This window comes from Azospirillum thermophilum (assembly GCF_003130795.1).
GTDB lineage: Bacteria > Pseudomonadota > Alphaproteobacteria > Azospirillales > Azospirillaceae > Azospirillum > Azospirillum thermophilum.
Genome location: NZ_CP029354.1, coordinates 76861 through 97929, shown reverse-complemented (window position 1 = coordinate 97929; position 21069 = coordinate 76861). Strand labels below are relative to the sequence as shown.

The window sequence follows — 21069 nt, the reverse complement described above, 5'->3', positions numbered from 1 at the left end:
TCCCCACTTTGGGACGCCCTGTCAAAACTCCGGGACCGGCAGCCAAGTGCCCGATGGCGGGAGGGGCTATTCTCCCGCCATGCCGTTCACCGCTATCAACGAAAAGAAAGACAGCACCATGACCGCCTCCCTGCCCATCGACGACCTGACCCGCCTGCTCTCCGAGAAGCCGGAGGTGATCGAGGCGCTGAAGGGGGCCGCCACCCCGCAGGCCGCCGCCGCGCTGCTGGCCGGCGCCGCCCGCGACGGCGGCATCGCCATCGACCCGGCCGCCCTCGCCGCCTTCTACCAGGAGCAGGTGGCGGCCTCCGGCAGCGCCCTGTCCGACGACGACCTCGACCGGATCAGCGCCGGCGGCGTGGTCGACAGCGTCTTCATGTCGATCTTCACGCTCGGCATCGGCTGCCTGGTCGTCTCCATCCAGGCGAACAACAAGCCGGGCAAGTGCGGCTCGGCGCTCGGCTAGGCCGGGCGCCCAAGCTCGTCCTCCATGTAGGCCCGGATCACCGCCTCGAACCCGCTGTCGCCCGACAGGCCGAGCGCCTCGGCACGGGCGGGGTTCCAGGCGCCGGGCCAGCTTGCGACGATGCGGGTGATGGCGGCGTCCGGTTCCCAGCGGATGCGCGACGCCACCTCCTCGCCGGCGACGCGGCGCAGCGCCGCCACCATCTCGTCCACCCGGACGGACAGGCCCGGCAGGTTGATCGCGCGCTGCCGCCCCAGCGCGTCGGAGGGCAGCTCATGCCCCCGGATCAGGCACTCCACCGCCTTGCGCGGGGAGAGCAGCCACAGGCTGGTGTCCGGCGGGACGGGGCAGACCGCCTCCTCCCCGTTCAGCGGCTCGCGGATGATGCCGCTGGCGAAGGAGGAGGCGGCCTTGTTCGGCCGGCCCGGCCGCACGCTCACCGTCGGCAGCCGCAGGATGCGGCCGTCGACGAAGCCCTTGCGGGTGTAGTCCGACAGCAACAGCTCGCCGATCGCCTTCTGCACCCCGTAGGAGCTCTGCGGGTTCAGCGCCGTGTCGTCCTGCACGACGGCCGGCATGTCCCCGCCATGGACGGCGACCGAGCTGGTGAAGACCACCCGCGGCCGCGAGCCGGCGGCGCGGCAGGCCTCCAGCACCGCGCGCGATCCGTCGAGGTTGATGCGGTAGCCGAGCTCGAAATCGGCCTCCGCCTGGCCGCTGACCACGGCGGCGAGGTGGAAGACCGATCCGGTTCCGGCATCGATCAGGCCGCGGGTCACCGCCGGGTCGGCGATGTCGCCGGTGACGCACGCCACCCGCGGATCCGTGATCCCCTCGGCCGGCACGATGTCCAGCAGGGTCAGCCGGTCGATCGGCTGCGGCGTGCCGTCCGGACCGCTCAGCGTTCCGCGCGCCAGAAGCTGCATGGCGAGCCGCCGGCCGAGAAAGCCGGCCCCGCCGGTGATCAGCACCTTCATCCCGTTCCTCCCCCTTGGTCTTGTCGTGCCCGTGATGGTGTCACGCCGGTCAGTCCGCCGGCAGGCGCTCCTCCGGCGGGCGTTCGCGGACGTGGCGCAGCAGGAAGTCGAGGAAGCTGCGCTCCGCCCGGTTCAGCCTGGCCTGCGGATTCCAGATGATGTGCACGTCCACCGGCGCCACCCCCTCGTAAGGGGGAAGCTCCCACAGCAGGCCGTCGGCGACGTCGCGGGCGGCGATATGCTCCGGCAGCGGCCCGATGCCGAGGCCGCAGACGATCATCCGCCGCACCTCCTCCAGGTTGGCGGAGGATCCGACGATGCGGCCGGCGAAGCCCTCCCTGGCGCGGAACAGCGTCAGCGGCGACAGCGCCCCGTCGATCTGGTCGGAGGTGAAGGAGACGAAGTCCTCGCGCCGCAGCTCGGCGATGTCGATGGCCCGCCTGCCGAAGAAGGGCGAATCCGGCCCGCAGTAGAGCCGGTAGGTCTGGTGGATCAGGACGTCGCTGGCAAGGCCGGGGATCGGCTCGCGCAGCAGGCAGATGGCGAAGGCCGCCACCCGCTGCTGCAGGGCGATGTGCGCGTCGGCCGAGGCCATCACGTCGATGCGGAAGGTCACCTGCGGGTGCAGCCGGTGATAGTCGCGCAGGCAGCGGTCGAGCAGCGGGGTCTGGATGCGGCTGGTCGCCAGGATGTGGACGTGGCCGCTGATCTCCTCCGTCGCGTCCTGCACCAGGGTGCCGAGGCGGGTGACGGTGGCGTGGATGGCGACCGCCTCGCCATAGACCTGCTCGCCCGCCGCGGTGAGCTGGAAGCGCCCCGGCGCCCGGTCGACGAGCCGGCGGCCGAGCTGCTCCTCCAGCCGCTTGAGCGCCAGGCTGACCGCCGGCTGCGTCAGGAACAGCCGCACCGCCGCCCGCGTGATGCTGCGCTCCTGCACGATCACCATGAAGGTGCGCAGCAGGTTCCAGTCGAGATGCGCGCCCAGGCGGCCGTCCGGCTGGCCGGTCCCCCGCCGCTCCGCTTCGCCGACGCTCACCGCATCCTCCTGCCGCTCCCCCCGCCCCGCCGCCGGGCCGGAGCCACCATAAACCGGACTGATGGGTGGAATGAATATTCCTTATTTGCCCCGGCGGCGGATCCTGTCGCCTAGTTCAGGACTTCTCCCGCAACGGAGCGTCAGCCGGATGGTCGGATGCCGGAGCGCGGGCGGCATCCTGTCCAGCCATGGTATCAATCCGGGTAATGCCCGTCCTGCGCCGGTCCGAGGAGCGCGTTCATGAAGTTCGTCCATCATCCCGACGCGGCGATGCACCGTCCCGCGACCTACTTCAACAAGGGGCTGCTGCGCAGCCTGCCGGAGAAGCCGGAGCGCGTCGACGCGCTCGCCGCCGTCATCGAGCGGCGCGGCCACGGCCTGATCCGCCCCGACGACCACGGCTACGGCCCGCTCGCCGCCGTCCACACCCCGGCCTATCTCGCCTTCCTGGAGACCGCGCACGCCCGCTGGATCGCGGCGGGCGACATGGGCGGGGTGGTGCTGCCCAACGTCCACCGGATGCAGCGCGCCCCCTCCTACCCGACCGGCATCGTCGGGCAGGTCGGCTGGCACATGTTCGACACCGCCTGCCCGATGGACGCCAACACCTGGACCTCCGTCAAGGCGGCGGCCGACGTCGCGATCCATGCCGCCCGCCTCGTCGCCACCGGCGCCGACCGCGCGGCCTATGCGCTGTGCCGGCCGCCGGGGCACCATGCCACCCGCGACATGGCCGGCGGCTTCTGCTACCTCAACAACGTCGCCATCGCCGCCGAATCGGTGCTGCCGGTCCTGCGCGGCCAGGGGCGCCCGGCCCGCGTCGCCATCCTCGACGTCGACCTGCATCACGGCAACGGGACCCAGGACATCTTCTACGACCGCGACGACGTGTTCTTCGTCTCGGTCCATGCCGACCCGGCCGACTTCTATCCCCACATGGCCGGCTTCGCGCAGGAGCGCGGCACCGGCCGCGGCGAGGGCTATACCCTGAACCTGCCGCGCCCCATCGGCAGCGACGAGGAGACGGTGCTGGCCGCCATCGGCGAGGGGCTGGAGGCGGTCCGCCGCTTCGCGCCGGACATGCTGTTCGTCTCGCTCGGCTTCGACACCTTCATCGACGATCCGCTCGCCGCCTTCGGCGTCACCACGCCGGGCTTCGCCCGCATGGCGGCGATGATCGCCGGCGCCGGCCTGCCGACCGTGCTGGTGCAGGAGGGCGGCTACGCCATCGACGCCCTGTCCGCCAACCTCGACAGCTTCCTGTCGGGATACGGCGCCGCGTGACCCGCGTCAGCGGCCCGCCGGGCGGCGGGGGCGGTCCTAGCGGCGCCCGCGCGCCTGCTCCTCGTCGATGGCGCCGCGGCTCGGGGCCTGGCCGGTCTCCCCGAAGCGCTGGACCTGCACCGCGGAGCCGAGCTGGCGTGCGATCTCGTCGGCGATGACGGTACGGCGCTGCGCGTCGGTCATGCCGGCGGTCCGCCGCTCCAGCGCCGGCCAGTCCATCCGCCCGGCCAGCCCGTTGCTCAGCGTCGTCTGCCCGTCGCGCCAGACCGCGGCGACAACCTGCCCGCCCTGGCGGAAGACGGTGTGCGCCTGGACCGCCCGCCCCCGCGCGGTGATCGCCGGGTCGACCGCGTTCGGGTCGCTCGCCACCTTCAGCTCCTGCTGGAAGGAGGCGTCGTTGACGCGGACCTGCGCCATCATCGCGGCATCGGCCCTGACCGCCGCCGTAGCCGGCTGCGCCAGGGCTCCACCGGCCAGCCTGTAGCCCGTCGCCATGGGATAGGCGGAAGAGGAAGCGGCGATCGCGACCATCGGAAGATCCTCCTGCTTGATTGATAGCGGACAGGTTGCAACGGCCATGCCAGGAGGCCGGCCGTTGCAACCGCAGGACACGGGCGGCCGGACCCGGCAGGGACGCCCCGGCGGGGCGGTTGAATTTGCCGGGAAGGCGGCGGGAAATGCCGATGGAACCGAAGGAATCCCCGCCTCCCGCCCGGAAAACGGCCCGCCCGGAAAACGGCAGAAGCCGCCGCGACGGGCGCGGCGGCTTCCCTGCTGCGGGACGGCGGAGCGGTGCCTTACAGCAGCGACGACAGGTTGAAGACGTAGTTGTCGGAGCTGTAGAGCGATTCGATGACGTTGTTTCCGCCGAGGTAGAAATCCTGGATGATCACCCCGTCGTTCAGGTAGCCGTCGGCGAAATCCGCGGTGCTGGAGATCCAGAGGTCGTTGCTCGACGGCGGGCGGTAGAAGGCGAGGTCGGCCATGGCGACGTTGGTGAAATAGACGATGTCGGCGCTGCCGCCGCCATAGCCGGGGTTGCCGGCCTCCGACTTGTCGTCGTTGATCAGGTCGACGCCGCCGTTGGCCGAGTGATAGTAGACGTCGTTGCCGGCGCCGCCATAGAGCGTGTCGTTGCCCGCCTCGCCCAGCAGATGGTCGTTGCCCGATCCGGCGAGAAGCGAATCGCCGCCGGCACCGCCGTAGAGCGTGTCGCTGTCGTTGCCGCCGACCAGAATGTCGTTGCCGTCGAAGCCGTAGAGCAGGTCGTTGCCCGCCTCGCCCTGGATCAGGTCGTTGTAGCTGCTGCCATACACCGTATCGTTGCCGGCGCCGGCCGCCGAACCGTTGGCGTTCTCGCCCGGTCCCGGAACCAGCCCGCGCAGGTCGATCACTTCGGACGCAGAAGTACCGTTCCGAACAGTCATGTCGGGATTCTCCCATCAGCGTTATTTTTAAGAACAGGCGATTTATTTGCCGAACGGGATGACCCCGCCGGAAACTTCCATTCTCACCGCCTTCGGTGCAAAGCTATAGCCACACTGCAAATACTGTCAAGCGCCGTTACAACAGAAAGATGTATATTTTCCCTGCATCGTACAACCGTATGAATATCGAATACTTAGAAGCAAAAGAAAAATCACTTAGTTCGGTAAGTAATGGTTTTATGGCCCAAGTGCCCGCGGTCGCCGCCGCCGGTCCGCCGGGGCCGGCCGCAGGAGTTTCCGCCCTGCCCCGACACTTCCGACACGGCCTCCAGTGAATCCCCCGGTCATGTACTGGCCACTCCGGTCCTGCCGCGCGACGGTCAGGTAACGGCCCGGTCCGCGAAGGTCTGTTTCACTCCGTGCTCGCCGCAAAGACCGCCCGCACCGCCGTTTCACCCGGACGGCGCAGCCGATCACTGGCGCAACGGGGTGTCCCCGACGGCCGGTTCTGGGCCGGAGGCACAGGCAACCTATGAGTCGCGGCCCGGAATCCGATTTACCTCCATCGGGCAGCGTAACCTGGGCGTAACCACTGCGTTGAAGGGGGAAGATGATGAAGTAGAAGAGGCGAGGTCGACGAATGGCTCGGACAATCCTGATCACGGGCGGCGCAGGATTCCTTGGATCACATGTGGCCGACGACCTGATTGGCAAGGGCCACAAGGTTCGTGTGCTCGACAATCTCTCTGAACAGGTGCACGGCCCGGGCGGCGAGCGGCCCGACTACCTCGACCCGGACATCGAACTCATCCGCGGCGACGTGCGCGACCCCGATGCGGTGCGGGCGGCCTTGCAGGGGGTGGACGCGGTCTATCATTTCGCCGCCCTGGTCGGCGTCGGCCAGAGCATGTACCAGATCGGCGACTATGTCGGGGTCAACGACCTCGGCACCGCGGTGCTGATGCAGGCGCTGATCGAGCGGCCGGTGGAGCGGCTGGTCGTCGCCTCCAGCATGAGCGTCTATGGCGAGGGCCTCTACCAGGACGCCCACGGCCATGTCGTGGAGGCCGGGCGCCGCAGCATCGACCAGCTCAAGGCCGGCCATTGGGAGCCCGGCACCGGCACCGGCGGCACCCTGACGCCGCTGGCGACGCCGGAGACCAAGGCGCCCGACCTCGCCTCGGTCTACGCCCTGAACAAGTACGTGCAGGAACGCATGTGCCTGATCGTCGGCGAGACCTACGACATCCCGACAGTGGCGCTGCGCTTCTTCAACGCCTACGGCACCCGTCAGGCCCTGTCCAACCCCTATACCGGCGTGCTGGCGATCTTCGCCTCGCGCATCCTCAACGGCAAGCCGCCGCTGGTGTTCGAGGACGGGCAGCAGCGCCGCGACTTCGTCCATGTCCATGACGTGGCCCGCGCCTGCCGCATGGCGCTCGACGCGCCGGGCGCGGCCGGCCAGACCATCAACGTCGCCAGCGGCCGCTGCGTCACCGTGGCGGAGGTCGCCGAGGCGGTCGCCACCGCCATGAACCGGCCGGACCTGAAGCCGGAGATCCCGCGGACCTTCCGCGCCGGCGACATCCGCCACTGCTTCGCCGACATCGGCAAGGCGCGCGAGCTGCTGGGCTTCACCCCGATCATGGACTTCAACGCCGGCCTGCAGGAGCTGGCGGGCTGGGTCGCCGGCCAGACGGCGGTGGACCGGGTCGACGACATGCGCCGCGAGCTGGCCCAGCGGGGACTGAGCGCATGACGGGGCGGGTCGACGCCACGGCGGGACCCATGCCGGCGCTCGGCATGCTGGAGTGGTTCCACATCAACGACCGCGAACGGGTGGAGCGGGTGGCGGCCGGGCTGAAGCGGCTCGGCATCAGCCACCTGCGCACGGGCGTCTCCTGGGCCGACTGGTTCCGGCCGGGCGGGGCGGAGTGGTACGACTGGCTGCTGCCGCGGCTGGCGGCCGACTTCACCGTCGTGCCCTGCGTGGTCTATACGCCCCCCTCCATCGCGGTGGAGCCGCGCAGCTCGGCCCCGCCCGCCGATCCCAGGAGCTATGCCGACTTCCTCGACATGTTCGTCGACCGGCTCGGCTACTGCTTCGAGTGGATCGAGCTGTGGAACGAGCCCAACAACCACAATGACTGGGACAGCCGGCTCGACCCGCAATGGCTGACCTTCTGCACGATGGTCGGCGGCGCCGCCTACTGGATGAAGCAGCGCGGCAAGAAGACCCTGCTCGCCGGCTGCTGCCCGTCCGATCCCGGCCTGCTCGACCTGTTCGGCCGGCGCGGCGTGCTGCAGTACATCGACGCGGTCGGGCTGCACGGCTTCCCCGGCACCTGGGACAGCCACTGGCCCGGCTGGACCGCGATGGCCGAGGCGCACCGCGTCGTCCTCGACCGCCACGGCAGCACGGCCGGGCTGTGGATCAGCGAGGTCGGCTATTCCACCTGGCGCCACGACGAGTACGGCCAGATCCGCACGCTGCTGGAGGCGCTCGCCGCCCCGGTCGAGCGGGTCTACTGGTACGCCTACGAGGATGTCGCCGAGGAGCTGGAGACCCAGGAGGGCTTCCACTTCGACGAGCGCCACTACCACATGGGCCTGACCCGCGCCAGCGGCGTGCCGAAGCTGGCCCACCGCCTGCTGGAGAAGGGCGGCGTCGCCGAATTGCGGCGGCTGCAGACGCTGATCGACGCCTGCCCGGACGGCGGGCGCCTGACGCCGGTGACGCCATCCGCCTCCCAGCCTGCCGGCCCCTCCTCCCCGGTCCGCCAGCGCCTGCAGCTCCGTCCGGTCCTGCCGGCCGACCAGCGTTCCGACGCGCCGGTCGTCGTCACCGGCGGCGCCGGCTTCGTCGGCACCAACCTCGCCGACCGGCTGGCCCGCAGCGGCCGCCGCGTGCTGGTCTACGACAACCTGTCCCGCGCCGGGGTGGAGGAGAATCTCGCCTGGCTGAAGGCCCGTCATCCGGGCATGGTCGAGGCCGTGCTGGGCGACGTGCGCGACCGTCATGTCCTGCGCGACGCGGTGCGGCGGGCGGCCGGCATCTACCATTTCGCCGCCCAGGTCGCGGTGACGACCAGCCTGGTCGACCCGGTCGACGACTTCACCATCAACGCCGGCGGCATGGTCGCCCTGCTGGAGGCGGTGCGCGGCCGGGCGGAGCCGCCGCCGGTCGTCTTCACCTCCACCAACAAGGTCTACGGCAAGCTCGCCGACATCAGCGTCACCGCCGGCGACCGCCGGTGGGAGCCGGACGACCGCACGCTGCGCACCCGCGGCGTGCCGGAGAGCCGGCCGCTCGACCTCTACAGCCCCTACGGCTGCTCGAAGGGCACCGCCGACCAGTATGCCCTGGACTATGCCCGCATCTACGGGCTGCCGGCGACCGTGCTGCGGATGAGCTGCATCTACGGCCCGCACCAGTTCGGGACGGAGGACCAGGGCTGGGTCGCCCATTTCCTGATCCAGGCGATGCGCGGCAAGCCGATCACCCTCTACGGCGACGGCAAGCAGGTGCGCGACGTCCTGTTCGTCGAGGATCTGGTGGACGCCATGCTCGGCTGCCTGGAGAAGCCGGAGGCCGTGCGCGGCCGCGTCTTCAACATCGGCGGCGGGCCGGGCAACGCCACCAGCCTGCTGGAGCTGCTGGAGCGGATCGAGGGCATCACCGGCAGGCCGGTGGACGTCGATTTCGGCTCCTGGCGGCCGGGCGACCAGCCCTGGTACGTGTCCGACACCCGCGCGCTGACCGCCGCCATCGGCTGGCGCCCGCGCGTCGGCATCGCCGAGGGCGTGCAGCGCCTCGCCGCCTGGCTGGTAGAGGCCGGGCTGGTGGAGGCCGGGCTGGTGCCGGGGCCGGTGGTGGCCGCCCCGGCGCTGGTGGTCGCCACCGGGCTGCCGCAGCGGGCGAAGGGACGGGTGGCGCTATGAGGGTCGCCCTGGTCAATCCGCCCTGGAGCTTCGACGGCAGCATCTATTTCGGCTGCCGCGAGCCCCATCTGCCGCTGGAGTTCGGTTACGCCAAGGCGCTGATCGAGCGGGCGGGGAGCGAGGCGGAGATCATCGACGCCCAGCTCCTCTCCCTCACGCCGCAGGAGCTGCGCGAGCGGGTGGCCGCCGTCCGGCCCGACCTGATCGTGGTCACCACCGCCCCCAGCTACCTGTTCTGGCGCTGCGCCCCGCCGGAACTGCGCGTCCCGCAGGAGACGGTGGCGCTGCTGCGGCCGCTCGGCGCCCGCATGGTCGCGGTCGGCCCGCACGCCTCCACCACGCCGCGCGCCGCCCTCGCCAAGCTGGACGTGGACGCCGCGGTGATGGGCGAGTGCGAGGAGGTGCTGGCCCGCCTGACCACCGACGACTGGACCGCCGTCCAGTCGCTCGTCCGCCGCGACCGCGACGGCACCGTGCATCTCCAGGGCGGGCTGGCCGAGGTGGATTTCGCCAGCCTGCCGGCCCTCTCCTGGCCCGACGCCTGGGTGCGCCGGCACCACCACCACCACCACCGCTTCGACGTTCCGCCAAAAGGTCCGGGGGCCGAGGTCGAGGCCTCGCGCGGCTGCCCCTACCGCTGCTCCTTCTGCGCCAAGGAGACCTTCCGCGACCGCTACCGCCGCCGGCCGGTGCCGGTGATGATGGAGGAGATCGACCGGCTGATCGCCCAGGGCGTCGAGTATCTCTACTTCATCGACGAGATCTTCCTGCCGAACGAGGAGCTGCTGGCCGCCCTCGTCGACCGGCCGGTGCGCTTCGGCATCCAGACCCGCATCGACCTGTGGAAGCCGCCGATGATCGAGCTGCTCGGCCGGGCCGGCTGCGTGTCGATCGAGGCCGGGGTGGAGTCCCTGACGCCGGAAGGGCGCAACGCGCTCGACAAGAACTGCCGCATGGACACCGACACGCTGACCCGGCGGCTGATCCTGGCGAAGCAGCATGTCGCCTTCGTCCAGGCCAACCTGATCGCGTCGGGCACCGACACGCCGGAGATGGTGCGGGCCTGGCGCGACGAGCTGCGCAGCCACGGCGTCTGGGCCAACGACCCGGTGCCGCTGTTCCGCTATCCCGGCTCGCCCGACTACCGCAAGGCCTGGGGCCTGCCCGACGACCTCGCCTGGGAGCGGGCGGTGGACGACTATCTGGCCAACCACACCAGCTTCAGCGACATCCAGGAGGAACGCCCCCTGCCGCTGCAGGCGCTGGAACGGCCGCCCCGCCGGGCGGTGGCATGACCGGCCCGGTCCTCCCGCCGCCGCCGTCCCTCCCCCGCCGCGTCCTGATGACCGCCGACGCGGTCGGCGGGGTGTGGGACTATGCGCTGGAGCTGGCAGGCGGCCTCGCCCCGCTCGGGGTGTCGGTCACTTTGGCGGTGATGGGCGGCGGCATGGACGGGGCCAGGCGGGCGCGGGCGCTGGCCGTCCCCGGCCTCGACCTCCGCGAGGGGCCCTTCAGGCTGGAATGGATGGCGGAACCGGAGGCCGACCTGGAGGCGGCGGGGTCCTGGCTGCTGCAGCTCGCCGCGGAGAGCGGCGCCGGTCTCGTCCATCTCAACGGCTACGCCCATGCCGCCCTGCCCTGGCCGGCGCCGGTGCTGGTCGTCGGCCATTCCTGCGTGCTGTCCTGGTGGCAGGCGGTGCACAAGGCTCCCCCACCGCGTAAGGATTGGGCCGGCTACGAGGCGCGGGTGCGGGCCGGGCTGGCCGCCGCGGACGCCGTCGCCGCACCGACCGCCGCCATGCTGCGGGCGCTGGAGACCCATTACGGCCGGCTGCGCGAGGCGCTGGTAATTTCCAACGGGCGCGACCCGCGGGGATGGCGGCCGGCGACGAAGGAGCCGCTGATCCTCGGCGTCGGGCGGCTGTGGGACGAGGCGAAGAACGCCGCGGCACTCGCCGCCGTCGCTCCGGCGCTGCCCTGGCCGGTGGCGCTGGCCGGCGACTGGCGGCGGCCCGGCACCGATGACGGCAACCGCGGCAGCGGCGGCAACAACGGTGGCGACCGTCCGCCGCACAGGGTGCGGGCGCTCGGCCCGCTGCCCCCGTCCGATCTCGCCGGCTGGTACGGCCGGGCCGCCATCTTCTGCAGCCCCGCCCGCTACGAGCCCTTCGGCCTCGCCGCCCTGGAAGCGGGCCTGAGCGGCTGCGCGCTCGTCCTCGGCGACATCCCCAGCCTGCGCGAGGTCTGGGGCGACGCCGCCCTCTTCGTCCCGCCGGACGACCGGGCCGCCCTGGCCGAGGCGCTGGCCGCCCTGTGCGGCGACGGCGGGCGGCGGACAGCCCTCGGCCGGGCGGCGCGGCGGCGCGCGCTGACCTATGGCGCCGCCCGGATGGCCCGCGAGACCGCCACGCTCTATGGACGGCTGTGCGCCGGCCGGCGGCAGGACCGCCCTTCCCTTTCCCATGCCCTGGCAGGGTGATTTCCGCATGCGCTTCGTCCTCTTCGTCCATTCCCTGGTGTCCGACTGGAATCACGGGAACGCCCACTTCCTGCGCGGCGTCGTCCGCGACCTGCAGCGCCGCGGCCACGAGGTGCGCGTCTATGAGCCGGCCGGCGGCTGGAGCCGCGGCAATCTGGTCGCCGACGCGGGTCCGGAGGCGGAGCAGGCCTTCGCCGCCAGCTTCCCCGACCTGACCTCCCGCAGCTACCCGGCCGACGGTCCCTTCGAGCCGGTGCTCGACGAGGCGCTGGAGGGGGCGGACGTCGTGCTGGTGCACGAGTGGAACGACAAGCGCCTCGTCTCCGCCATCGGCAGGCGGCGGGCGGCGGGCGGCCGCTTCACCCTGCTGTTCCACGACACCCACCACCGCACCGTGTCGGAGCCGGACGCCATCCGCGCCTTCGACCTCGACGCCTATGACGGGGTGCTGGCCTTCGGCGACACCGTGCGCGCGATCTATGCGACGCACGGATGGGGCAGCCGCGCCCACACCTGGCACGAGGCGGCGGACACCAGCGTCTTCCGGCCGCGGCCCGGCACGGAGCGCCGCGGCGACCTGGTGTGGATCGGCAACTGGGGCGACGACGAGCGCAGCGAGGAGCTGCGCCGCTTCCTGCTCGACCCGGTGGCCCGGCTGGGTCTGGCCGCGACCATCCATGGCGTGCGCTATCCGGAACCGGCGCTGGAGGCGGTGCGCAGGGCCGGCATCCGCTACGGCGGCTATCTGCCGAACCACCGCGCGCCGGAGGTCTTCGCCGCCCATGCGGTGACGGTCCATGTGCCGCGCCGCTTCTACACCACCCACCTGCCGGGCATCCCGACCATCCGCGTGTTCGAGGCGCTCGCCTGCGGCATCCCGCTGGTCAGCGCCCCCTGGCGCGACAGCGAGGGCTGTTCCGCGTCGGCACCGACTTCCTGATGGTCGGGACGGCGCCGCGATGGAGCGGGCGCTGGCGGAGTTGCTGAACGACCCGGCCCGCGCCGCCGAGCAGGCGCAAGCCGGGCTGGAGACGGTGCTGGCCCGCCACACCTGCGCCCACCGCGTGGACGAGCTGCTGGCGCTCTGCGCCCCCGGCCTCCGGGCGGACCGCCCAGCCGCCCGTCAGGACACCCGACAGACCGCCGCCGAATAAGACCGAGTCAGGGAGCGAGGATCATGAGCGGACTGAACATCGCCTTCTTCGGGTCCAGCCTGGTATCCGCCTACTGGAACGGCGCCGCCACCTATTACCGCGGGATGCTGCGGGCATTGGCCGGGCGCGGCCACCGCATCACCTTCTACGAGCCGGACGCCTACGACCGGCAGGCCCACCGCGACATCCCCGACCCGCCCTGGGCGCGCGTCGTCGTCTACCAGCCGACAGAGGCCGACGCCGACGCCATGCTGGCCGACGCCGCGGGCGCCGACGTGCTGGTGAAGGCCTCGGGCGTCGGGGTGCTGGACGCCTATCTCGAGGCCGGCGTGCTGGCCGCCCGGCGGGCCGGGCAGATCGTCCTCTTCTGGGACGTCGACGCGCCGGCGACGCTCGATTCCATGCGCCACGACCCGGACGACCGGCTGGCGCCGCTCGTCCCGCACTTCGACATGGTACTGACCTACGGCGGCGGCGATCCCGTGGTGACCGCCTACGAGCGGGAGTTCGGCGCGCGGCGCTGCGTGCCGATCTACAACGCGCTCGATCCCGCCACCCATCACCCCGTCCCGCGGGAGAAGCGCTTCGCCTGCGACCTCGCCTTCCTCGGCAACCGTCTGCCGGACCGCGAGGCGCGGGTCGAGGCCTTCTTCCTGGAGGCGGCGCAGCGCCTGCCCGACCGCCGCTTCCTGCTGGGCGGCAGCGGCTGGGCGGACAAGGGCCTGCCGCCCAACGTCACCGACCTCGGCCACGTCTACACGGCCGACCACAACGCGCTGAACGTCTCGGCGCTGGCCGTGCTGAACATCAGCCGGGAGAGCATGGCGCGCACCGGCTTCTCCCCCGCCACCCGCGTGTTCGAGGCGGCCGGCGCCGGCGCCTGCCTGATCACCGACGCCTGGGAAGGCATCGGGCTGTTCTTCGAACCGGGCCACGAGATCCTGGTGGCGGAGGACGGTGCCGCGGTGGCGGAGCATGTCGCCGCCCTGACGCCGGAACGCGCCCGCGCCATCGGCGAGGCGGCGCTGCGCCGCGTGCTCGCCGACCACACCTACGCCAGCCGGGCGGTGCAGGTGGAGGCACTGCTGACCGGGCGCCGCGCCGCTGCCGACCGGGTGCCGGCATGACGGTTCCCTCCCGCAGCGACAGCCCGCTCGCCATCGTCATCGTCGGGCTGACCATCACCTCCTCCTGGGGCAACGGCCACGCCACCACCTACCGGGCGCTGATCCGGGCGCTTGCCGCGCGGGGGCACCGGGTGACCTTCCTCGAATGCGACAAGCCCTGGTACCGCGACAACCGCGACTGCCCGCAGCCCGAAGGCTGCCGGACGGAGCTCTACGGCGACCCCGCCGACCTCGCCGCCCGCTTCCGCGACCTGGTCCGCTCGGCCGATCTGGCGGTGGTCGGCTCCTATGTGCCGGACGGGGTGGAGGTCGGCCACTGGGTGCAGGAGACGGCGCGCGGCATCACCGCCTTCTACGATATCGACACGCCGGTGACGCTCGCCCGGCTGGCCCGCGGCGACCGGGAGTATCTGACGCCGGACCTGATCCCCGGCTACGACCTCTATCTCTCCTTCACCGGCGGCCCGACCCTGCGCCGGCTGGAACGGGAGTTCGGCTCGCCGATGGCCCGGCCGCTCTACTGCTCCGCCGATCCGGACGCCTATTTCCCCGATCCCGACGCCGCGGTCCGCTGGGACCTCGGCTATCTCGGCACCTACAGCACCGACCGCCAGCCCACGCTGGACCGGCTGCTGCTGGAGCCGGCGCGCCGCTGGGAGGAGGGACGCTTCGCGGTGGTCGGGCCGCAATATCCGGCGGACATCCTCTGGCCGGCCAACGTGCTACGCATCGAGCACATGCCGCCGCGCGAGCACCGCGCCTTCTACACCGCCCAGCGCTTCACGCTGAACGTCACCCGCGCCGACATGATCGCCGCCGGCTGGTCGCCCAGCGTCCGCCTGTTCGAGGCGGCGGCCTGCGGCGTGCCGATCATCAGCGACCGCTGGGAGGGGCTCGACGAGCTGTTCGTCCCCGGTCGCGAGATCGTCATCGCCGACAGCGCCGGGCAGGCGCTCGCCACGCTGAGCGGCATGGACGAGGAGGAGCGCCGCGCCATGGGCCTCGCCGCCCGCCGCCGCTTCCTCGACGGCCACACGCCGCTGCACCGCGCCCAGGCGCTGGAAGGCTACGTCCTGGAGGCACGCGAGGCGCGGCGGGTGGCCTCCTAGTGTCTTTGCTGACATAACGTTGACATTTTGTCGATGTAATGCGAACGTCTTCCCCGGGCCACAGGACCGGATCGGGAGACGGGACGCATGAACGACTGCTGCCGCAGGAGCGGGCGATGAGCGCCGCGTCGGACATCCTCCGCTACCCGGAGCCGAAGATCCTGCCGGCGGGTGATCAGGCCCTGGTGGTGGAGCTGGGCGACGGCGTCGATCCCGCCCTCAACGACCGCGTCCACCGGCTCGACCGGCTGGTGGCGGAGGCCGCCCTGCCCGGCGTGGTGGAGACGGTGCCGACCTACCGCTCGCTGCTCGTCGCCTTCGATCCGCTGGCCACCGACGCCGACAGGCTGGCCGCCTCGCTGCGGCGGCTCGCCTCGGCCGGCGGCGGCCCCGGCGAACGGCGCGGCCGGCGCTGGATCCTGCCGGTCTGCTTCGGCGGCGCCCACGGCGAGGATCTGGAGGAGGTGGCGCGCCGCACCGGCCTGACGGCGCAGCGGGTGATCGAGCTGCACTGCGCCGCCGACTACCGCGTCTACATGCTGGGCTTCTCGCCGGGCTTCTCCTATCTCGGCGGCCTGCCGGAGGCGCTGCACCTGCCGCGGCGGGAGAATCCGCGGATGCGGACGCCCGCCGGCTCCATCATGCAGGGCGGCGCCCAGGCGGCGCTGTCGCCGGTGGAGATGCCGAGCGGCTGGCACCTGCTGGGCCGCACCCCGATCAAGGGCTTCGACGTGCGCCGCGACCCGCCCTTCCTGCTGGCGCCGGGCGACCGGGTGCGGCTGACGCCGATCGACGCCGCCACCTATGACCGCCTCGCCGCCGAGGCCGACCGCAGCGACCTGATGCCGGACGTCGAGGAGATGGCATGATGGCGGCACTGCTCGTCGAGGCCGCCGGCCCCAGCTCCACCATCCAGGATGCCGGCCGCGTCGGCTACCAGCGCTTCGGCGTCTCGGTGGCCGGTGCCGCCGATCCGCTGCTGCATGCCGCCGCCAACGCGCTGGTCGGCAACGCCCCGGCCGAGGGCGCGGTGGAGTTCACCCTGCTGGGCGACCGGCTGGTGGTGGAGGCCGAAAGCTGCCTCGTCGCCGTGGCCGGCGATGCGGTGGTGACCATCGACGGGCAGCCGGCGCAGCCCTGGCGCAGCCACCGCCTGACCCGCGGGCAGCGGCTGGCGGTCGGGGCGCTGCGCTCGGGCGTGCGCGGCTATCTGGCGGCGGCCGGCGGCTTCGCGCTCCGGCCGGTGCTGGGCAGCGTCGCCACCCATGTGCGCAGCCGCCTCGGCGGCCTCGACGGGCGGCCGCTCGGCCCCGGCGACCGGCTCCCCCTGCGGCTGGAGCAGGCGCCCGAGCGCATCGACGCGGCGCTCGATCCGGCCGGCCTGCCGCGGCGCGGGACGGAGCTGCGCGTGCTGCCCGGCCCGCAGGACGACGCCTTCACCGCCGCCGGGCTGGAGACCTTCTTCGGCCAGCCCTACCGCATCGGGCACGAGGCCGACCGCATGGGCTACCGCCTCGACGGGCCGCCGATCGAGCATGCCCGCGGCTTCAACATCACCTCGGACGGCATTCCGCCGGGCGCCGTCCAGGTGCCGGGCACCGGCCGCCCCATCGTGCTGCTGGCCGACCGCCAGACCACCGGCGGCTATCCAAGATCGGCTGCGTGCTGGCGCCGGATCTGGCGGCGCTGGCCCAGATGCGGCCGGGAGAGTCGGTCCGTTTCCGCCGGGTGACGGCGGCGGAGGCCCGCGTCGCCTATGCCGGGTTCCGCAAGGCGATCGACGCCCTGCCGGGGCTGGTGAGGCCGGCGGGCGCCGACCTGCTGGACAGCGAGCGGCTGTTGTCGCTCAACCTCGTGGACGGCATGGTGGATGCCTTCGCCTGAACGGGGCGGGCAGGACCGGGTCAGGTAAGGATGGGAGGACGGGACGGATGGCGCCGACGATCGATCTGAACTGCGACATGGGCGAAGGCTTCGGCCCCTGGAAGATGGGGGACGATGCCGGGATGCTCGACATCGTGACCTCCGCCAACGTCGCCTGCGGCTTCCACGCCGGCGACCCGCTGATCATGACGGAGACGGCCCGGCTGGCGCGCGAGAAGGGCGTGCGCATCGGCGCCCATCCCGGCTTCAACGACCTCTGGGGGTTCGGCCGCCGCGTCATCCGCGGCGACGGCCCGCAGGACATCGAGCGGATGATCGCCTACCAGGTCGGCGCGCTGCAGGGCTGCGCCGCGCTCGCCGGGCACCGCGTCGGCCATGTGAAGGCGCACGGCGCCCTCTACAATGTCGCGGCGGTGGAGCCGGAGGTCGCCGGCGCCATCGCCCGCGCGGTCAAGGCGGTCGATCCCGCCCTGGTCCTGGTGGTGCCGCCCTTCAGCGCGATGGAGCGCGCCGGGCGGGACGCCGGCCTGCGGGTGGCGCGCGAGGCCTTCGCCGACCGCTCCTACGAGGAGGACGGCACCCTCACCCCGCGGTCGCAGCCGGGGGCGGTGATCCACGACCCGGACGAGGCGGCGGCGCGCGTGGTCCGCATGGTGCTGGACGGTGCCGTCGCCAGCCGCACCGGCAGGCCGGTCCCCATCGCCGCCGAGACCGTCTGCGTCCATGGCGACACCCCCAGCGCCGTCGCCATGGCCCGCAAGGTGCGGGCGGCGCTGGAGGCGGCCGGGGTGACCGTCGCGCCGCTGGCGCCGGCCTGACGCGCGCTTTCGGCTGGACAACCGCAGGGTGCCGGGCGAAGCATGGGCATCGCCGCCCGCCGTCCGTCGGGCAAGCGCCTTGCGCCAGGGAGGACCCGCCCCGTGAGCCTCGACTTCCTGATCACCTCGCTGATCGTCGCCATCTCGCCGGGCACCGGCGTCCTCTTCACGCTGGCCGCCGGGCTGTCGCGCGGATCGAAGGCCGGCATCGTCGCCGCCTTCGGCTGCACGCTGGGCATCGTCCCGCACATCGCCGCCGCGATCCTCGGGCTGGCGGCCGTGCTGCACACCTCGGCGCTGGCCTTCCAGATCCTGAAATATCTCGGCGTCGCCTACCTGCTCTACATGGCCTGGGCCACCCTGCGCGACCGCGGCACCTTCCAGGTGCAGCAGGACGTGACGCCGCGCCCGGCCGGACGGGTGATCCTGTCGGCGGTCCTGCTCAACATCCTGAACCCGAAGCTGTCGATCTTCTTCCTGGCCTTCCTGCCGCAGTTCGTCAGCGCCGACGACGCCCGGCCGCTCGCCGCCATGGCGGAGCTGAGCGCCGTCTTCATGGCCGTCACCTTCGTGGTGTTCGTCGGCTACGGCCTGTTCGCCGCGGCGATCCGCAGCCGGATCGTCTCCCGCCCCTGGGTGCTGACCTGGATGCGCCGCGCCTTCGCCGGGGCCTTCGCGGCGCTGGGGGCGAAGCTTGCGCTCGCCGAGCGCTGAGGCCGGACGGGACGGGGGCGGGGGCCGTCGCCGCCCCGTCCGTCACAGCCCCCTTGCCCTTGGTCAGAGCGAGGTCGCCGCCCGCGCCGCCTGGTCGTAGAGGCCGGACAGGGCGCGCAGGATGCCGGCCGCCTCGCCGATCTGCCGGTTGTCGAGCGTGCCCAGCGCCTGCAGCGTCGCGATCAGGCAGTCCTCGCGGATCTGGCGATAGCGCGCCACCGCCTCCTTGCCCTTCTCCGAGGTGCGGTAGGTCACCTCCTTGCCGCGCTTGCCCCGCTCGACCAGCCCCAGCCGGTGCAGCTTCTTCAATGCGTAGTTCACGACATGGGTGTCCTCGATGTTGAGGACGAAGCAGATGTCGGCAAGGCTCTTGTCGCGCGCCCGGTGGTTGACGCTGTGCAGCAGCAGGACCTCCAGCGCCGACAGCTCGGCGATCCCGGCGGCGGCCATGCAGCGCACGACCCAGCGGTTGAAGGCGTTGCCCGCGACGATCAGGCCATACTCGAACTCGCTGGTCTCGGCACTGCTCTCGGACACCAGATGGGCCGAGGAGACGATCGGCTGGGACGGGGTGGTCGGGGCGTTCATCGGGCGGGACTCCGCAGGTTCTCGGGCGGGGCGGGCTGTATCGCAGGCGAAACGAAAACGTTTTTATCGACACCTTATTTATAACGCGTCGGCAAATTCCGCCATGCCCCAAACGGCTCCCGACGCGCGTCCCGACAGGAAAAGGCATTTTCCGGCGGCGGATTGCCACCAAAGGGGCAGTCTGCCCGAAAAATGCGCAAGTTTATGTCGAAGCGACCCGCGGAATCGATGAGGTTGTGTCATTTCCTTATTGGCATTTTATCGGCAAAATGACAACATCTGCCCTGCTCGGTGCGCATGGCGCGCACCGGCGGGCTGAACACCGGGGAGGTCTAATGAAGACGTTTGCCGCACTGGTCGCCGCTGGCCTGGCCTTCGGCTTTTCCACCGCCGCGCTGGCGGAGAAGTGGGACATGCCGACCGCCTATCCCGACGGCAACTACCACACCGAGAACATCCGCCGCTTCGCCCAGGACGTGAAGGCGGCGACCAACGGCGGGCTGGAGATCACCATCCACTCCAACGCCTCGCTGTTCAAGCATCCGGAGATCAAGCGCGCCGTCCAGACCGGCCAGGTCCAGGCGGGCGAGGTGCTGATGTCGATCCTCGCCAACGAGGATCCGATGTTCGAGGTGGATTCGGTTCCCTTCCTCGCCACCAGCTTCGACCAGGCCGACAAGCTCGCCAAGGTCAGCCGCCCCTTCGTCGAGCAGCGCTTCCAGAAGACCGGCCTGCGCGTCCTGTTCACCGTGCCGTGGACGCCGCAGGGCCTCTACACCAAGAACCCGGTGGCCCAGTCGGCCGACCTGAAGGGCGTCAAGCTGCGCACCTACAACGCCTCCACCTCGCGCTTCGCCGAGCTGATCGGCGCCGTGCCCGCCACCGTGCAGGCCGCCGAGGTGCCGCAGGCCTTCTCCGCCGGCCTGATCTCGGCAATGATCACCTCGCCGGCGACCGGCGTCGACACCCAGGCCTGGGACTTCGTGAAGAACTACTACGACGTCCAGGCCTTCATCCCGAAGAACGTCGTCTTCGTCAACGAGCGCGCCTTCCGCAAGCTGCCGGAGGACACGCAGAAGGCCGTCCTGAAGGCGGCCGCCGATGCCGAGACCCGCGGCTGGGAGACCGCCCGCAAGGCCAACGACGAGCTGCTGGGCAAGCTGCGCCAGGGCGGCATGTCCATCCAGAAGCCGTCGGCCGCCTTCCAGAAGGAGCTGGAGGCCATCGGCGTGCAGATGTCGGGCGAATGGGCGACCAAGGCCGGCGAGGACGGCAGCAAGGTGCTGACCGGCTTCAAGACCCAGTAAGGCCCGGCCGGACCGAGGTGACGTAGGGACCGGCGCGGGACGGCGCCCACAGGCCGGGCTCCGTCCCGCCGCGGCCGGTCCGGTTCGACGCAGGCGGTTTTTCAGCGACAGGGGCCGCGGACATCGGACGACAGGTCCGGGGCGGCCAGCAATTGGGACCCGTTCAGCACCCCTTCCGGTGCCATATGGCCGGCGCCCTACGGCCGGCGCCCCTCTCCGGAGCATTCCATGAGCATACTCGACCGCATCTTCACGGCGGCCGGCTATCTGGCTGCCATCTTCCTGGCGATGATCGCCGTCGTCATCCTGGCGCAGATCGGCGGCCGGCTGGCGGGCTATTCGGTTCCCGACGGCGACGACCTCGCCGGCTGGTGCATGGCGGCGTCGAGCTTCCTGGCGCTGGCCGCCACGCTGCGCCGCGGCGAGCATATCCGCGTCAGCCTGCTGACCGACCGGATGCGCCCGGCCCGGCGCCGGCTGTTCGAGATCTGGGCGCATCTGGTCGGGGGGGCGATCGGCGTCTACTTCGCCGTCCACAGCGTCCTGTTCGTCCTCGAATCCTACGAGTTCGGCGACCGTTCCATGGGCGTGCTGGCGGTTCCGCTGTGGATCCCGCAGTCGGGCATGGCCGTCGGGGTCGTGCTGATCGCGGTCGCCCTGCTGGACGAGCTGATCCGCCTGCTGCGCGGCGGCGACCTGCGCCAGTCCGTCGAAGCCGCCCGCACCGAATAACGACCAGCCGGGAACAGGGACCCTC

General features: G+C 71.7%; 22 protein-coding genes. 17 read left to right on the top strand and 5 right to left on the bottom strand.

Annotated elements, in window-relative coordinates; genetic code table 11:
• Nucleotides 1-118: 118 nt before the first annotated feature.
• Nucleotides 119-466: a hypothetical protein gene (locus DEW08_RS18705; protein WP_146214726.1), complete on the top strand. Its 348-nt coding sequence runs from the start codon at nucleotides 119-121 to the stop codon at nucleotides 464-466.
• Here DEW08_RS18705 and denD read toward each other — a convergent pair.
• Nucleotides 463-1443, bottom strand: coding sequence for a D-erythronate dehydrogenase (gene denD, locus DEW08_RS18700; RefSeq protein ID WP_109330133.1), 981 nt, complete (start codon nucleotides 1441-1443; stop codon nucleotides 463-465). The two genes, DEW08_RS18705 and denD, sit on opposite strands and share 4 nt — an antisense overlap.
• Before the next feature lie 49 nt (nucleotides 1444-1492).
• A complete protein-coding gene (locus DEW08_RS18695; RefSeq protein WP_245986746.1) occupies nucleotides 1493-2479 on the bottom strand; it encodes a LysR family transcriptional regulator in 987 nt (328 codons plus the stop codon).
• Between the two features lie 240 nt (nucleotides 2480-2719).
• Here DEW08_RS18695 and DEW08_RS18690 point away from each other — a divergent pair, with 240 nt between their 5' ends.
• On the top strand, nucleotides 2720-3763 hold the full coding sequence (locus tag DEW08_RS18690) for a histone deacetylase family protein (RefSeq protein ID WP_109330131.1): 1044 nt from the start codon (nucleotides 2720-2722) through the stop codon (nucleotides 3761-3763).
• Between the two features lie 36 nt (nucleotides 3764-3799).
• Here the strand turns inward: DEW08_RS18690 and DEW08_RS18685 are convergent, their stop codons facing one another.
• Complete coding sequence (locus DEW08_RS18685) at nucleotides 3800-4294, bottom strand: hypothetical protein (RefSeq protein ID WP_109330129.1); 495 nt, start codon at nucleotides 4292-4294, stop codon at nucleotides 3800-3802.
• A 266-nt stretch (nucleotides 4295-4560) separates the two neighbouring features.
• Nucleotides 4561-5190 carry a calcium-binding protein gene (locus DEW08_RS18680; RefSeq protein ID WP_109330126.1) on the bottom strand — a complete coding sequence of 210 codons (630 nt, stop codon included), beginning with the start codon at nucleotides 5188-5190 and terminating at the stop codon, nucleotides 4561-4563.
• 640 nt (nucleotides 5191-5830) lie between these two features.
• On the opposite strand from DEW08_RS18680, the gene DEW08_RS18675 reads away from it, so the two are divergent.
• From DEW08_RS18675 to DEW08_RS18625, 13 genes are all read left to right on the top strand, one after another.
• Entirely contained in the window at nucleotides 5831-6949 is a 1119-nt protein-coding gene (locus tag DEW08_RS18675) for an NAD-dependent epimerase/dehydratase family protein (protein WP_109330124.1), read from the top strand.
• The gene (locus tag DEW08_RS18670; protein WP_245986741.1) at nucleotides 6946-9132 is read left to right on the top strand and encodes an NAD-dependent epimerase/dehydratase family protein; all 2187 of its coding nucleotides are present in this window, start codon (nucleotides 6946-6948) and stop codon (nucleotides 9130-9132) included. The genes DEW08_RS18675 and DEW08_RS18670 overlap by 4 nt, the downstream gene beginning before the upstream one ends.
• Entirely contained in the window at nucleotides 9129-10427 is a 1299-nt protein-coding gene (locus DEW08_RS18665; protein WP_109330122.1) for a TIGR04295 family B12-binding domain-containing radical SAM protein, read from the top strand. Before DEW08_RS18670 ends, DEW08_RS18665 begins: the two co-directional genes overlap by 4 nt.
• Nucleotides 10424-11611, top strand: a complete 1188-nt coding sequence (locus tag DEW08_RS18660; RefSeq protein WP_109330119.1) for a glycosyltransferase — start codon at nucleotides 10424-10426, stop codon at nucleotides 11609-11611. The genes DEW08_RS18665 and DEW08_RS18660 overlap by 4 nt, the downstream gene beginning before the upstream one ends.
• A 7-nt stretch (nucleotides 11612-11618) precedes the next feature.
• Entirely contained in the window at nucleotides 11619-12551 is a 933-nt protein-coding gene (locus DEW08_RS18655) for a CgeB family protein (protein ID WP_245986740.1), read from the top strand.
• A gap of 19 nt (nucleotides 12552-12570) precedes the next feature.
• Nucleotides 12571-12765 (top strand): glycosyltransferase family protein, encoded by a 195-nt coding sequence (locus DEW08_RS32650; RefSeq protein WP_245986739.1) that lies wholly within the window; start codon nucleotides 12571-12573, stop codon nucleotides 12763-12765.
• Between the two features lie 23 nt (nucleotides 12766-12788).
• On the top strand, nucleotides 12789-13892 hold the full coding sequence (locus DEW08_RS18650; protein ID WP_109330117.1) for a CgeB family protein: 1104 nt from the start codon (nucleotides 12789-12791) through the stop codon (nucleotides 13890-13892).
• Nucleotides 13889-15001, top strand: coding sequence for a CgeB family protein (locus tag DEW08_RS18645; RefSeq protein ID WP_109330115.1), 1113 nt, complete (start codon nucleotides 13889-13891; stop codon nucleotides 14999-15001). The genes DEW08_RS18650 and DEW08_RS18645 overlap by 4 nt, the downstream gene beginning before the upstream one ends.
• Nucleotides 15002-15117: 116 nt before the next feature.
• Nucleotides 15118-15870, top strand: coding sequence for a 5-oxoprolinase subunit PxpB (gene pxpB / locus DEW08_RS18640; RefSeq protein WP_109330112.1), 753 nt, complete (start codon nucleotides 15118-15120; stop codon nucleotides 15868-15870).
• Nucleotides 15867-16733, top strand: coding sequence for a 5-oxoprolinase subunit C family protein (locus tag DEW08_RS18635; RefSeq protein WP_211107267.1), 867 nt, complete (start codon nucleotides 15867-15869; stop codon nucleotides 16731-16733). The genes pxpB and DEW08_RS18635 overlap by 4 nt, the downstream gene beginning before the upstream one ends.
• Nucleotides 16664-16885, top strand: a complete 222-nt coding sequence (locus DEW08_RS31745; protein WP_211107265.1) for a hypothetical protein — start codon at nucleotides 16664-16666, stop codon at nucleotides 16883-16885. The genes DEW08_RS18635 and DEW08_RS31745 overlap by 70 nt, the downstream gene beginning before the upstream one ends.
• Nucleotides 16886-16932: 47 nt before the next feature.
• Nucleotides 16933-17703 carry a LamB/YcsF family protein gene (locus DEW08_RS18630; RefSeq protein WP_109330105.1) on the top strand — a complete coding sequence of 257 codons (771 nt, stop codon included), beginning with the start codon at nucleotides 16933-16935 and terminating at the stop codon, nucleotides 17701-17703.
• Nucleotides 17704-17805: 102 nt separating this feature from the next.
• Nucleotides 17806-18417, top strand: a complete 612-nt coding sequence (locus DEW08_RS18625; protein ID WP_109330103.1) for a LysE family translocator — start codon at nucleotides 17806-17808, stop codon at nucleotides 18415-18417.
• Nucleotides 18418-18480: 63 nt separating this feature from the next.
• Here DEW08_RS18625 and DEW08_RS18620 read toward each other — a convergent pair whose 3' ends face one another.
• Nucleotides 18481-19005 carry a winged helix DNA-binding protein gene (locus DEW08_RS18620; protein ID WP_109330101.1) on the bottom strand — a complete coding sequence of 175 codons (525 nt, stop codon included), beginning with the start codon at nucleotides 19003-19005 and terminating at the stop codon, nucleotides 18481-18483.
• 335 nt (nucleotides 19006-19340) lie between these two features.
• Here DEW08_RS18620 and DEW08_RS18615 point away from each other — a divergent pair, with 335 nt between their 5' ends.
• Nucleotides 19341-20312, top strand: a complete 972-nt coding sequence (locus tag DEW08_RS18615) for a TRAP transporter substrate-binding protein (RefSeq protein ID WP_109330099.1) — start codon at nucleotides 19341-19343, stop codon at nucleotides 20310-20312.
• A 228-nt stretch (nucleotides 20313-20540) separates the two neighbouring features.
• Nucleotides 20541-21044, top strand: a complete 504-nt coding sequence (locus tag DEW08_RS18610) for a TRAP transporter small permease (RefSeq protein WP_109330097.1) — start codon at nucleotides 20541-20543, stop codon at nucleotides 21042-21044.
• The last annotated feature ends 25 nt before the right edge of the window (nucleotides 21045-21069 follow it).